This window comes from Janthinobacterium sp. GMG1 (assembly GCF_034427795.1).
Taxonomy (GTDB): Bacteria; Pseudomonadota; Gammaproteobacteria; order Burkholderiales; family Burkholderiaceae_D; genus Janthinobacterium.
In genome coordinates, this window is sequence record NZ_JAXQNT010000004.1 from 496,301 (window position 1) to 509,436 (window position 13,136).

Consider the following 13,136-nt stretch of genomic DNA (forward strand, 5'->3'; position numbering starts at 1 on the left):
CGGCTTACACGGCCCGCGAAGGACCTTCCCACAGATTGATATGGCCTTCGCGCGCCTGCACGTCGATGGCGGCCAGCTCGTCGGCCGTGAACGACAATTGCTGCAGTGCGGCCACGTTTTCGCGGATTTGCGCGCTGCTGCTCGCGCCGATCAGGGTCGAGGTGACGCGGGGATCGCGCAACACCCAGGCCAGCGCCATCTGCGCCAGGGTTTGCCCCCGCTGGGCGGCGATCTGGTTCAGCGCGCGCACGCGGGCCAGGTTTTCCGCGCTCAGGTGTTTTTGCAGCAGCGAGCCGCCGCCGGGGCGGTTGACGCGGGCATCCTGCGGTACGCCATCGAGGTATTTGTCGCTCAGCAGTCCCTGCGCCAGCGCCGTGAACGTGATGCAACCCATGCCCTCCTGTTGCAAGGTATCGAGCAAGCCGTCTTCCTCGATCCAGCGGTTGAGCATGTTGTAGGCTGGCTGGTGGATCAGGCACGGCACTTTCCACTCTTTCAGCAGCTTGGCCGCTTCGGCCGTCTTTTGCGGAGAGTACGAGGACAGGCCCACGTACAGCGCCTTGCCCTGTTGCACGGCGGTGGCCAGCGCACCCATGGTTTCTTCCAGCGGCGTGTCGGCGTCGTAGCGGTGCGAGTAAAAGATGTCGACGTAATCGAGGCCCAGGCGTTGCAGGCTCTGGTCCAGGCTGGCCAGCACGTATTTGCGCGAACCGCCGCCCTGGCCGTACGGCCCCGGCCACATGTCCCAGCCCGCCTTGGTGGAAATGATCAGTTCATCGCGGTACGGTAGAAAATCGTCGCGTAGCAGCTTGCCGAAATTGCTTTCCGCGCTGCCATACGGCGGGCCGTAGTTGTTCGCCAGGTCGAAATGCGTGATGCCGAGGTCAAACGCCGTGCGCAGCATGTCGCGCTGGGAAGCGAGGCTGTTGCTGTCGCCAAAGTTGTGCCACAGTCCCAGCGACAGCAGCGGCAGTTTCAGCCCGCTGCGCCCGCAGGTGCGGTATGGCATGCTGTCGTAGCGGTTTTCGGCGGCGTGGTAGGTCATGGCATCTCCTGGTTGAATGAAGCGCCTATTTTCGCGCAAAATCAAGGCCGGTGTGCGTGCGCCTTGCGCGCGACCGGACGCGCCTTACAATGGGCGTTGAGGAGTCTCGCAAGGAGCGGTCATGGAAATCGAATTGAAATTGTTGCTGGCGCCGCAAGACGCCCCCCGCCTGCGCACGCACCCGTTGCTGGCGCAGACTACGCAAGGTGCGCCCCTGGTGCTGCAGATGCACGATATCTATGTCGATACGCCCGATTTGCAGCTGTGCCGCCACCAGGCAGGCTTGCGCGTGCGCCAGGTGGACGGGCGCTGGCTGCAAACCCTGAAGGCCGGCGGCAGCGTCAGCGGCGGCTTGCACAGCCGCCATGAATGGGAAGGCGAGGTGCCCGGGCCGCAACCGGACCTCGCCGCGCTCGATGCGGCCATCGGCCACAAGCAGCCCATCCGCGCGCTGCTGCGCCAGGACGCCATCCGCGACGCCTTGCAGCCCGTGTTTACCACGCGCATGGAGCGCACCGTATGGCAGTTGCGCACGCCGCAGGGCGACGAGATCGAATGCGTGCTGGACCAGGGTGTCATTGAACGCGGCGCGGACGGGGCCGATGGTGCCGATGGTGTCGTGCACAGCGTGCCCGTCAGCGAGATCGAGCTGGAGTTGAAGCAGGGGCAGGCCGCCAGCCTGTTCGACGTGGCGCTGGCCCTGCTGCAGGACGTGCCGCTGCAACTGGGCCACATGAGCAAGGCGGAGCGCGGCTACCGCCTCGCGGTGTCGCAGCCCCTGCGGGCGGTCAAGGCGCAGCCTTTGGCGCTGGACGCGGCGATGTCCGTGGAGCAGGTATTCCTGGCCATCGCCGGCAATTGCCTGGAGCAAGTCAGCGGCAACCAGGATGGCGTGGCGGCGGGCGAGGATGTGGAAAGCGTGCACCAGATGCGCGTGGGCCTGCGCCGTTTGCGCTCGGCGCTGGGCATGTTCAAGGCGCTGCTGGCCTTGCCGGACGCCTTGAAGGCTGAACTCGACTGGCTGGGCGGCGCGCTGGGCGAGGCGCGCGACTGGGATGTGTTGGCAGGCAATACCCTGGCGCAGCTCGATGGCGAGGCGGCCACGGATGCGGCGGCGCTGGCGGAGGCGGCGCACGCGCAGGCCCGCCTCAAGCACGTGCAAGCGGCCCAGGCCGTCACGTCGGCGCGCTACACGGCCTGCATGCTGGGCGTGCAGCGCTGGCTGCAGGCGCGCGCCTGGCGCGACAGCTGTTCTGCGCGGCAAGTGCGGCGCCTGGACGCGCACGTCTCGCCGTTTGCCCGCGCCACCCTGCGCAAGGATCAGCGCCGCCTGATGAAGCGCGGCAAGCGCCTGCTGCATGCCACGCCGCAGCAGCGCCACCGCGTGCGCATCGCGGCCAAGAAGACGCGCTATGCGACGGAATTTTTTGCCTCGCTGTTTGCCGCGCGCGCCGTGCAACCGTATGTGGGGCGGCTGTCCGTGCTGCAGGATGAGCTGGGCTGGCTCAACGATGTGCAGGTGGCCGACCGGCTGCTGCAGCAATTGCCCGAGGTTCAGGCTGACCAGTCCGCCCAGGACGGGCTGCGGCTGCACGCGGCTTTCGTGCGCGGCTACCTGGCGGCGCACGCACAGGCGCAGGGCAGCGATGGCAGCATGCGCAAGGCTTGGCGGCGCTTCAAGGCAGCCCGCTTGCCGGCCTGAGCCGTATTGGCGGTGGCGTGTGGCCCCGCCAGGCCAGCGGGCGTGGCAACTGGCGCTCAAGAATGGCCAGTTGCGACCGGTGCGGGGCGGCCATGGCGCGCAGCTTCAGCTCACAGTTTGCTGTTCTGGCAACCGGCGCTCACGCATTCGCGCACGCGGTCTTGCAAAAATTGCGCGCGTTCGATGGTGGTCTGGGTGGCGCAATCAAGGTTCACATAAAAGCCCGACGATTCGCGTTTGGAGCAATTCTGGTTGCGGTTGCTTATCCACGCCAGCTGGCCCGATTTCAGCTTTTGCTTGCCGCCGGCATCGAGCTGGGCGGCGAGTTTCTTGTAGTTGGCGTTGAGTTCCTTGTCCGCTTCCTGGTAGACCTTGTTGAGGCAATACAGGCCGTCGAAGTCGTTGCGCGGCGTGTCGCAGGCCGAGTTGGCGAAGGCGGAGCCGGAGGCGCAGAGCAGCAGGGCGAGCAGGTATTTTTTCATCGGGTGCTTTCAGAAAGTGGTGTGGCTGGATGGGCGAGCAAGGTATTGCTCTTGCGCATCGTACAACATTTTTCATCGAGGCCGCAGACGCTTGCGGGCGCGCCCGCCAGCGCCGTCAATAGGCCAGGCGGCCCGGCACGCTCACTTCGATCTGCGTGCCGGCGCCGGGGCGGCTGTCGATGCGCAGGCTGGCCTCGATGTTGGCGGCGCGCTCGCGCATGCCGACCAGGCCCCAGTGGCCGGGCCGCTGGCCTGTTTGCGCCACGGCGTCATCGAGGCCGCAGCCGTCGTCGCGCACGCGCAGCGTGAAGGCCTGTTCCGCATAGTCGAGTTCCAGCACGATGTTTGCCGCCTCGGCATAGCGCGAGGCGTTGAACAGCGCTTCGCGCGCGATGGCATAGATTTCGTCGTGCACGCGCGGCTGCAGGCGCCGGCAGGTGCCGCTGACATGCACCGTGAACGCGTGCGCGCGGTGCTCGGCCAGGCCCTTGCCGAATTGCTGCAGCGCGAGGCGCAGTTCGTCGGGTTCGGCCGAAGCGCGCAAGTCCATGATCTGGTCGCGCCCTTCGATCAGCAGCTGGTCGGCCAGGTTGAGCGTGCCATCGAGGCGCGCCCGTTCGCGCGTGCCCTTGGGCAGCATGTCCGCATGCGCATGGAACGACAGGATCAGGCCTTGCACGCTTTGCAGCAGGGTGTCGTGCAGCGAACGGGCGATGCGCGAGCGTTCGGCCAGGCGCTCCTGCAAGCGTTCCTGCAGCCGTTCCTGCATATTGCGCGTCAGGTGGCGGATGCGCAGCACATAGCCGCCATACAGCAGCAGCGCGGCGCCCAGCGCCAGCAGCACGATGAACCACGGCGTTTGCACGAAGGCGGGCGCGATGACGATGTCGAGCCCCGCTCCCTGCGTGTTCCACACGCCGTCTTCGTTGGCGGCCGTGACGTCGAAGCGGTAGCTGCCTGGCGCAAGATTGGTGTAGTACGCCTCGCGGCGTCCCACCGCTTCCTGCCAGCCCGCGTCGACGCCCGCCAGCTTGTAGCGCAGGCGTACGCGTTCCGGCATCGACAGGCTCAGGGCCGTGAAGCCGATCTGCAGGGACTTGCTGCCCTGCGGCAGGTGCAGAGGCTTGCCATCGTCCAGCGCATAACGCGCGCCATCGGCCAGCAAGCTGTGGATCTGCACGGGCGGCGCCAGGGCGTTGCGGCGGATATGCAGCGGGTCGAGCATGGCGATGGTGGCCGAGGTGGAAAACCACAGCTTGCCATCGGGCGCATGGATCAGCGACGGTACGGGGCGCAGCTGCGAGGCATGGCCCTGCAAGCCGTCGAGCGCGTCGAAGCGTTCCGAGGTGACGGCGCTGCCGTCCCGCATCCACGCGGCCAGGCTGGCGGCGGCGATATGGGCTATGCCATCCGCGCCGTGCAGCCACAGGTCGCCGTCCGGCAGGCGCACGATGCCCGACACGCCGCGAAACGCCGCGCCGTGCGCGCCGCGCAAGGTGTGGAAGCGGCCGGCGCGGTACAGGGCCACGCCGTTTTCGCCGCCGGCCCACATCGCGTCGCCATCGCGGTACAGCTGTAGCACGGTGCCCACTTGCAGGCCCTCGGGCGCGCCAAGCCGCCTGACGGCGCCTGCGCGCTGCCCCTCGGCCACCAGGCTGATGGTATTGTCGGCATGGCCCAGCCAGACGGTGCCGGCGCCATCGATCGCCATGGCCGTGGTCAGCACCGCCGGCAGGCCGGATAAACCGCCGTTCGTGATCCATTTTCCTTCGCCCAGGCGAAACAGCCCGCCGCCGGAAAACGAGGCCCACAGGGCGCCCGAGCGATCCTGCTGCAGCGCCTGCGGATCGAGTCCTTGCACGGGTGGCACCACGCGCGTCATGGCGCCATTGCGCGCGCGATGGTGCAGTTCCTGCTCGTTGCCCAGCCACAGCGTGCCATCGGGCGCCCAGTGGCTGGCCGCCAGCGCCCCTTTCAATACCACTTTTTTCACGCCGTCGGCCGAAAAGCTGCGCACGTCGCCCACGTAGTCGCCGATCCACACGTCGCCATCGGGCCCCGGCAGCATGCCGGGATGGTCGAAGGGTACGGCGACGGGCAAGGTTTGCAGGCGGTTCGGCCGCAGCCGGTCCAGTCCCGTCGACGTGCCAAACCACAGATTGCCTTCGCGGTCCTGGAACGAGGTTTGCGGCAGCGGGCCGCTGATGCCGTTCTGGCGCGTCAGGCGCTGGGCCGGCAGGCTGGGACCGGAAGGGTCGAACTTGCGCTCGATGCCGTCGGGCTGCATCAGCCACATGGTGCCGGCGCGGTCGAAGCGGAGGCTGTTGCCCCTGGCGTCGGGACGGATGAGTGCATCGCCGTGTGGCGCGCTGGTGCGCACGCGATAGTAATTGCTCTGGCTGTCGACGGCCCAGATGGCGCCATCGGGCGCTTCATCCATGCTGGTGAGCATGGTGCGCGGCCAGGCATGCGAAAAGCGCGTCTGGCCCGGCTTCCTGAAATACACGCCATGCATGGTGCCCATCCACTGCGTGCCATTGCGCCCGAACAGGATCTGGTACACGCGCTTGTCGGGCAGGCCCACGTTAGCGGCTTGTGCAACGAAGCGGTCCGCGCCAGGCGCCAGGCGCGCCGCGCCATCGCGCGTGCCGACCCAGATGGCGCCGTCGGGCGCTGCCTCGATATGGAACACGGCGCCCGACGGTAAGCCATCTGCTTCCCGGTAGGTGCGCGTGGCGCCCTGGCGAAAGACGCTGACGCCGCCGAGGCGGTAGCCGACCCACACGGCGCCGTCCTGCGGCGTGGCCAGGCCCAGCACATTGCTTGACGGTAAGCGGTGGCCATATACGCTGTCGACGCGCTCGAAGCGCACGCCATCGTAGCGGTACAAGCCGGTGGCCGTGGCGATCCACAGCCAGCCATCCTTGCCCTGGGCGAATTTCAACACATCGACGGGCGCGCCTTGCAGGGCGCCCCAGGCGTTGTGGGTATAGTCGGACAGCAGGGGCGATGGGGCGGCCGCGCATGCGTGCAGGTGGCACGCCAGCAGGGGCAGGATCAACAGGCGGCGCAGCAGGCGAGCGGACATCGGGGCAGAGGGAGATAGCGGTGGCGGGGCAGTGATTGTAGCGCAGCGCCGTGCTTTTCAGCAGGCGAAAAAAAGCCTGCGCGGGGCGGCGCAGGCTTCTTTCGCCCTACGTTGACAAGAGTCGCTTACGCGAAGTTCTTGGCAACGAAGTCCCAGTTGACCAAGCCCCAGAACGTTTCCACGTACTTGGCGCGCAGGTTGCGGTAGTCGATGTAGTAGGCGTGTTCCCAGACGTCGCAGGTCAGCAGCGGCTTGTCGCCGGTGGTCAGCGGGCAGCCGGCGTTCGAGGTGTTGACGATGTCAACGGAGCCGTCGGCTTTTTGCACCAGCCAGGTCCAGCCCGAACCGAAGTTGCCCACGCACGACTTGGTGAATTCTTCCTTGAACTTGTCGAACGACGACCATTTGGCGTTGATCGCGTCAGCCACGGCACCGGCAGGTGCGCCGCCGCCGGCCGGCTTCATGCCGTTCCAGTAGAAGGTGTGGTTCCATACTTGCGCTGCATTGTTGAAGATGCCGCCCGACGATTTCTTGATGATGTCTTCCAGCGACAGGTTCTCGAACTCGGTACCCTTGATCAGGTTGTTCAAGTTGGTGACATACGCCTGGTGATGCTTGGCATAGTGGTATTCCAGGGTTTCTTTCGAAATATGCGGCGCCAGAGCGTCCATTTCATACGGCAGTGGTGGCAGAGTATGTTCCATGTGATGTCCCTTTGTGGTGAGTGTTCGGAGTCTTCCAGCCTGCGGCCGGAGGGTTGAGCCAAGCTTGCTTGAAGCAAGCATTCTTGCTGAACGAGCCACTATTGTAAAGCGGATGCGCCATTGCTGCAGATTCCCGCACGCGTTGCGGATGCTGTTTGCGTAGTGATTCTCGTTTAGCGCCAAGCCTAGCGAACACGCCGGGTGGTTTCCCTGACGATCAGTTCCAAAGGCGGTATCGCCGCCTGCACGGCTTCGCCATTGATCAGCCCCAGCAGCGCTTCCGTGGCGATGCGGCCGATGTCGTACAGAGGCTGGTGGATGGTCGTCAGCGGCGGCGTCGTGTAGGACGAGCCGGGCAAGTCATCGAAACCGACGAGCGAGATATCGTCGGGCACGCGGATGCCCTTGCGGTACAGGCACAGGCGCACGCCGTAGGCGGACAGGTCATTGGCGGCGAAGACGGCGCTGAATTGCTGCTGCGTATCGAACAAATGGTTCATGGCCAGCATCCCGCTTGCCTCGTGGAAATCACCTTCCACCATCAGCTTCGGATCGATGGCGATGTCCGCTTCGCGCAGCGCGCGCTGGTAGCCCGTCAGGCGCTCGGCCGCATCCGTGTTGTTGGCGGGGCCGGCCACGAACGCGATGCGGCGGTGGCCCAGTTCCACCAGGTGGCGCACGGCCAGGTAGGCGCCGTATTCGTTGTCGAGCTTGAAGCCGATGGCGCTTTTCGTGGCCAGCAGGCGGCCCGTCGAGACGATGGGGCGCTGCTGCGAGAAATCGAGCACGCTCTCGTCCGAGATGCGTCCCGACAGCAGGATGATGCCGTCGACCTTCCTTGCCAGCAGCAAACGGATGCGGTCGGCCTCTTCCTGTGCATTCCAGTGACCGCTGACGATGACGGAGGCATAGCCCGTGTCTTTCAAGCCATCGTCCACGCCGCGCAGGCTTTCGTCGAAGAAGGGGCTGGAAATATCCTGCACCACGATGCCGATGGTCATCGAGCGGCCTTTTTTCAGACCTTGCGCCATCTGGTTCGGCGCGAATTTCATGTGCGCAATGGCGGCCAGCACGGCGTCGCGCTTGTCATCGGACACTTTGGCCGTGCCATTGAGGATGCGCGAGACGGTACTGGGCGACACGCCGGCCTGGCGGGCCACGTCGAGCAGGGTGGAAGGGGGAGCAGCGTGGGCGCTATCGTTCAAGGTGATTCCTGGGTATCAAGATGGCTGGTTGTCAGTGCTCTGAAAACCTTTTCATCGAAAGATTACCATAAATGCCCAAAGGGCCGCAGGTCGGGTTAGCCCTGCGGGCGTAACCCGACATATTGTTGGCCGTGCACGTCGGGTTACGCGCTTGCGCACTTCGGCGGCCCCGCTAATCCGGCCTATGCTTGAAAACGTTTTCACAAAAAACAACAGCATCTTGAAATGGCGGTTTTTTGTGCTTTTTCATAGGGGGACACGCGCCATGTCATCCATCTCGCCACGCTGCCATCAATAAAAATGACAACTTTTTCGGTTGACTTGATTTTCTTTGCGGTGTTAAATGGATACATGTTGTGAAAACGTTTTCAAGATAGAAGACGCTCAATAAACGGAGATGAAATAATGAAGTCAAGCATTCTTGGCGCCGCCCCGCTGGCAGCGCTGACCCTGTCGTTTGGTGTGGCCGCTGCACCCGCAGCCGTCCCGCCGGCTGCAGCCCTGCCTGCGCTGGCCCCGGCCACGATTACCGTCGCCTCGTTTCCCGACCTGGACCGCGCCGTCAAGACGGCCTTGCCCCTGTGGGAAAAACTCTACCCGCAAGTGAAGGTCAAGCTGGTCAGCCTGCAGATCGACGACCACCATAACTCGATGACGACGGCGCTGGCGGCCGGCGCGCGCCTGCCCGACGTGATGGCCATCGACTTCCGCTATGTCGGCAGCTTTGCCGAATCGAAGGGCATGGAAGATTTGCTGCAGCCGCCCTACGGGGCAGGGCAGTACCGCGCCCAGTTCGTGCCATTCACCTTCGTGCAGGCGACCAGTTCGCGCGGCACCCTGGGCGCCATGCCGGCCGACCTGGGACCGGGCACCCTGTTCTACCGCAAGGACTTAATGGACAAGGCGGGTATCAAGGAAAGCGACCTGACGCAATCGTGGGAATCGTATATCGCCGCCGGCAAGAAGCTCAAGGCCGCCACCGGCACCTATCTGCTGGCCGGCGCCAGCGACCTGGCCGACATTTATATACGCGCCAATCTGAAAGATGGCGAAGGCATCTATTTTGGCGACAAGGGACAGGTGCTGGTCGACTCGCCCCGCTTCGTCAAGGCCTTCGAGCTGGCGAAGGCGGCGCGGGTGGCCGGCATCGATGCGCGAACGGTGGCCTGGACGGGCGAGTGGGCCGAAGGCTTCAAACGCGACAAAGTGGCCAGCCAGATGATGGGTTCCTGGCTCAGCGGCCACCTGGCCAAGTGGCTGGCACCCGACTCCAAAGGCCAGTGGCGCGCGGCGAACCTGCCGGCCGGCGCGCTGGCGTCGTATGGCGGCTCCTTTTACGGCATCCCGAAAAAGGCCAGCAACAAGGTCCAAGCCTGGGAATTCATCAAGTTCATGACCGTCAACAAGGATATCCAGCTGCACTCGCTGAAAGAGATCGGCGCCTTCCCGGCCCTCAAGGCAGCGTATGCGGACCCGATGATGGACGAGCCGCAGCCGTATTTCGGCGGCCAGAAGACGCGTTTGCTGGCACGCGACACGGCGGCGAAAATTCCCGTCATCCGCGTCGACAAGTTCGACGCCGTGGCGCGCGACATCGTCAACATGGAACTGGAAAGCGTGCTGGCGCAAAACAAGGATATCAAGACGGCGCTGGCCGACGCCAAGGCCCTGATCACCCACCGCGCGCGGCGCTAGGAGCAGCATGACTACCTCCATGCCTTGTACCGAGGGCGCGCCCGCTGCTGCTGCAGCGCGGCCCGCCAAAAAACGCTACAACATGAAGCAATGGGCGCCGTACATCTTCATCAGCCCCTTCTTCATTTTGTTCGCCGTCTTCAGCCTGTTTCCGCTGCTGTTTTCCATCTATTTGTCGTTCAACCAGTGGGAAGCAGCCAGCGGCGTGGAAGCCATGCAGTGGGTGGGGCTGGATAACTACAAGTACGCCTTGAGCGATCCGTGGTTCTTGCGCTCGCTGGGCAATACCATCTGGCTGGCGCTGGCCTCGGGCGTGCCGCAGCACCTGGTGGCCATTCCGCTGGCGGCCTTCATCCACAACAGCTTCAAGCGCTCGCGCAACCTGGTGATCGGCATTTACTTTTTACCGTTCATCACCTCCAGCGTGGCCATCGCCATGGTCTTCAATACGCTGTTTTCGCGCGACTATGGCCAGATCAATGTGCTGATCCAATGGTGCGCCAGCCTGCCGCTGGTGGGCGGCTTGTTCCCCGCCGAATCGATCGACTGGCTGGGCAGCTCGCTGTTCATCAAGCCGGCCGTCGCTTTCGTGATTTTCTGGCGCTACCTGGGCTGGAACCTGGTGCTGTATCTGTCCGCGCTGCAGGTGATCCCGAAGGATCTGTACGAGGCGGCCACCATCGACGGCGCCTCGAAACGCCAGCAGTTCTGGTACATCACCCTGCCGCAGCTGCGGCCCATGATCTACCTGGCCGTGACACTCACCATCATGGGCAATCTGCAGCTATTCGAGGAACCGTTCGTGCTGGTGGCCGAATCGAGCGGCGTGAGCCAGTCCGTGATGACGACGGCCATCTTCGTCTACAAGACGGCGTTTTCCTCGGGCGACTTCGGCACGGCGTCGGCCATTTCCTGGCTGCTGTTCCTCATCATCGCCAGCACCACCTGGGTGAATAACCGCATCTTCAGCCGCAATGAACGTAGTGAACGCAAGGAGGCCCGATGAAAACTACCCGCTGGACGGCCTACGCCATGGTGGCCATCGGCGCTCTGATCATGGTCGCGCCGTTCTACTTCATGTTCGTCTTCGCCACGCACACGAGCGCCGAGATCTACAGCCTGCCGCCGCCGCGCTGGTTCGGCACGGCCCTGCTCAACAACCTGGAATTGCTGCAGGAGCGCCTGCCATTCTGGCGCAATATCGGCATCAGCCTGTACGTGGCCCTGATGACGACGGCCTTGACCTTGTTCTTTTGCTCGCTGGGCGGCTATGCCTTCGCCATGTACGAGTTCCGCTTCAAGCGGCACTTGTTTACCCTGGTGATGGCGTCGATGATCATCCCGTCGTTCATGAACATGATTCCGACCTTCATGCTGATGGATTTCCTCGGCTGGCTGGACCAGCCGCGCGCCTTGTACGTGCCGGGAGCGGCCGGCGCGCTGGGCATTTTCCTGATGCGCCAGTACATCGGCACGGCGATACCAAAGGACCTGATCGAGGCGGCGCGCATCGACGGCTGCGGCGAATTCGCCATCTACTGGCGGGTCGTGCTGCCGCTGATCGGTCCCGCCATGGGCACCCTGGGCCTGATCACCTTCATCAACTCGTGGAACAATTTCATCACGCCGCTGGTCGTCATGCGCTCGGTCGAGAACTACACGATCCCGTTGGCCCTGCGCAGCATGCAGGCGCCGAACAACACGGAGTGGGGCGCGCTGATGACGGGCGCCGCGATTGCCGTGCTGCCGCTGCTGCTGATGTTTTTTGTTGCCTCCAAGCGCCTGATCGAGGGCCTCACGCAAGGCGCCGTCAAAGGCTAGCACTCTCTTAATCCACTCACACTGACATGACCACCATGCATAACGACGACACCGATACCAACTTTCCCGCCACCTTCACCTGGGGCGTGGCCACCAGCGCCTACCAGATCGAGGGCGCCGCCGCCATCGATGGTCGCGGCCCATCCATCTGGGATACCTTCAGCCACACGGATGGCAAGATCATCGACGGCAGCAATGGCGACGTGGCCTGCGACCACTATCACCGCTACTTTGATGACGTGGAGCTGATCGCCAGCCTGGGCGTCAACGCCTACCGCTTTTCCATGTCCTGGTCGCGCGTGCAGCCCACGGGTTCCGGCGCCTGGAACGAGGCCGGCTTCGACTTTTATGGGCGTCTGCTCGACGCCCTGGCCGCCAAGGGCCTCGATGCCCATCTGACCCTGTACCACTGGGACTTGCCGCAAGCCTTGCAGGACGAGGGCGGCTGGCTCAATCGCGCCACCTGCTACCACTTTGCCGCCTATGCGGCCGAGGTGGCGCGCCGCTTCGGCCACAAGGTCGCCAGCATCGCCACGCATAACGAACCGTGGTGCACGGCCGTCCTGGGCCACGGCACGGGCCAGTTCGCGCCCGGCATGGCCGACCCGGCCGCCGCCGTGCAAGTGTCGCACCATCTGCTGCTGTCGCACGGCCTGGCCATGCAAGCGATGCGCGCCGTCAATCCGCCCGCGAAGCTGGGCATCGTGCTCAATCAATGGACGGCCACGCCGGCCACCGACAGCGCCCAGGACCGGGAGCTGGCCGAGCTCGAATATGCGCGCTCGGTGCAGTGGTATATGGACGCCATCTTCAAGGGCCGCTACCCGGCCCTGGCTCTGAAACACGTCGACGCTTCTGCTTTATCCATCTTTGAAAACGATTTCATGGATATTAAACAGCCCATCGATTTCCTCGGCGTGAACTACTACACGCGCGCTTTCATGAGTGCCGAGACGCCGCCGCGCAAGCCGGAATGCAAGCTCGGTGTCAACGACATGGGCTGGGAAACCTATCCGCAAGGCTTGACGGAACTGCTGGTTGGCCTGCACCGCGAATACCGTCTGCCGCCCGTCTACATCACGGAAAACGGCATGGCCGTGGCCGACAAGCCCGTCGACGGCAAGATCCATGACGCGCCGCGCATCGAGTACGTGCAGTTGCACCTGGACGCCTTGCGCGCCGTGATCGCGCAGGGCATCGACGTGCGCGGTTATTTCTACTGGAGCCTGATGGATAACTTCGAATGGAACTCCGGCTACGCCAAGCGCTTCGGCATGTTGTACGTCGACTACGCCACGCAACAACGCAGCTTCAAGGACAGCGCCCTGTGGTACCGCGACTTCATCGCCACCCAGCGCGCATCCCACGCCGCTGTCCTGGTGGAGGCGCACTGA

10 protein-coding genes are annotated in these 13,136 nt (G+C 64.3%); 5 read left to right on the forward strand and 5 right to left on the reverse strand.

The genetic code is table 11. The features are described 5' to 3' along the window. Nucleotides 1-4: 4 nt before the first annotated feature. A complete protein-coding gene (gene mgrA, locus SJI03_RS14225) occupies nt 5-1,045 on the reverse strand; it encodes an L-glyceraldehyde 3-phosphate reductase (RefSeq protein ID WP_322427608.1) in 1,041 nt (346 codons plus the stop codon). A gap of 121 nt (nt 1,046-1,166) precedes the next feature. Here mgrA and SJI03_RS14230 point away from each other — a divergent pair, with 121 nt between their 5' ends. Continuing rightward, a complete protein-coding gene (locus tag SJI03_RS14230; RefSeq protein WP_322427609.1) occupies nt 1,167-2,747 on the forward strand; it encodes a CYTH and CHAD domain-containing protein in 1,581 nt (526 codons plus the stop codon). 110 nt (nt 2,748-2,857) lie between these two features. Here the strand turns inward: SJI03_RS14230 and SJI03_RS14235 are convergent, their stop codons facing one another. The 4 genes from SJI03_RS14235 to SJI03_RS14250 form a co-directional block, all read right to left on the reverse strand. After that, entirely contained in the window at nt 2,858-3,229 is a 372-nt protein-coding gene (locus tag SJI03_RS14235; protein ID WP_322427610.1) for a lysozyme inhibitor LprI family protein, read from the reverse strand. A 115-nt stretch (nt 3,230-3,344) separates the two neighbouring features. Continuing rightward, on the reverse strand, nt 3,345-6,317 hold the full coding sequence (locus tag SJI03_RS14240; RefSeq protein ID WP_322427611.1) for a triple tyrosine motif-containing protein: 2,973 nt from the start codon (nt 6,315-6,317) through the stop codon (nt 3,345-3,347). A 125-nt stretch (nt 6,318-6,442) separates the two neighbouring features. After that, nucleotides 6,443-7,021: a superoxide dismutase gene (locus SJI03_RS14245; RefSeq protein ID WP_099665109.1), complete on the reverse strand. Its 579-nt coding sequence runs from the start codon at nt 7,019-7,021 to the stop codon at nt 6,443-6,445. Nucleotides 7,022-7,206: 185 nt separating this feature from the next. After that, nucleotides 7,207-8,226, reverse strand: coding sequence for a LacI family DNA-binding transcriptional regulator (locus SJI03_RS14250; protein WP_099378926.1), 1,020 nt, complete (start codon nt 8,224-8,226; stop codon nt 7,207-7,209). 405 nt (nt 8,227-8,631) lie between these two features. Between SJI03_RS14250 and SJI03_RS14255 the strand changes: the two genes are divergently transcribed. Genes SJI03_RS14255 through SJI03_RS14270 form a run of 4 tightly spaced genes read left to right on the forward strand, consistent with a single transcriptional unit; the run spans nt 8,632 to nt 13,136 of the window. Next, nucleotides 8,632-9,921, forward strand: coding sequence for an ABC transporter substrate-binding protein (locus SJI03_RS14255; RefSeq protein WP_322427612.1), 1,290 nt, complete (start codon nt 8,632-8,634; stop codon nt 9,919-9,921). Between the two features lie 7 nt (nt 9,922-9,928). Then, nucleotides 9,929-10,927 (forward strand): sugar ABC transporter permease, encoded by a 999-nt coding sequence (locus SJI03_RS14260; protein ID WP_322427613.1) that lies wholly within the window; start codon nt 9,929-9,931, stop codon nt 10,925-10,927. Continuing rightward, nucleotides 10,924-11,742, forward strand: a complete 819-nt coding sequence (locus SJI03_RS14265; RefSeq protein ID WP_322427614.1) for a carbohydrate ABC transporter permease — start codon at nt 10,924-10,926, stop codon at nt 11,740-11,742. Before SJI03_RS14260 ends, SJI03_RS14265 begins: the two co-directional genes overlap by 4 nt. A gap of 26 nt (nt 11,743-11,768) precedes the next feature. Next, nucleotides 11,769-13,136, forward strand: a complete 1,368-nt coding sequence (locus SJI03_RS14270; protein WP_322427615.1) for a GH1 family beta-glucosidase — start codon at nt 11,769-11,771, stop codon at nt 13,134-13,136.

Excerpts from the sequence above, each read along its gene's own strand:
- mgrA (WP_322427608.1), bottom strand. The coding sequence starts at position 1,045 with ATGACCTACCACGCCGCCGAAAACCGCTACGACAGCATGCCATACCGC.
- SJI03_RS14230 (WP_322427609.1), top strand. The coding sequence starts at position 1,167 with ATGGAAATCGAATTGAAATTGTTGCTGGCGCCGCAAGACGCCCCCCGC.
- SJI03_RS14235 (WP_322427610.1), bottom strand. The coding sequence starts at position 3,229 with ATGAAAAAATACCTGCTCGCCCTGCTGCTCTGCGCCTCCGGCTCCGCC.
- SJI03_RS14240 (WP_322427611.1), bottom strand. The coding sequence starts at position 6,317 with ATGTCCGCTCGCCTGCTGCGCCGCCTGTTGATCCTGCCCCTGCTGGCG.
- SJI03_RS14245 (WP_099665109.1), bottom strand. The coding sequence starts at position 7,021 with ATGGAACATACTCTGCCACCACTGCCGTATGAAATGGACGCTCTGGCG.
- SJI03_RS14255 (WP_322427612.1), top strand. The coding sequence starts at position 8,632 with ATGAAGTCAAGCATTCTTGGCGCCGCCCCGCTGGCAGCGCTGACCCTG.
- SJI03_RS14260 (WP_322427613.1), top strand. The coding sequence starts at position 9,929 with ATGACTACCTCCATGCCTTGTACCGAGGGCGCGCCCGCTGCTGCTGCA.
- SJI03_RS14265 (WP_322427614.1), top strand. The coding sequence starts at position 10,924 with ATGAAAACTACCCGCTGGACGGCCTACGCCATGGTGGCCATCGGCGCT.
- SJI03_RS14270 (WP_322427615.1), top strand. The coding sequence starts at position 11,769 with ATGACCACCATGCATAACGACGACACCGATACCAACTTTCCCGCCACC.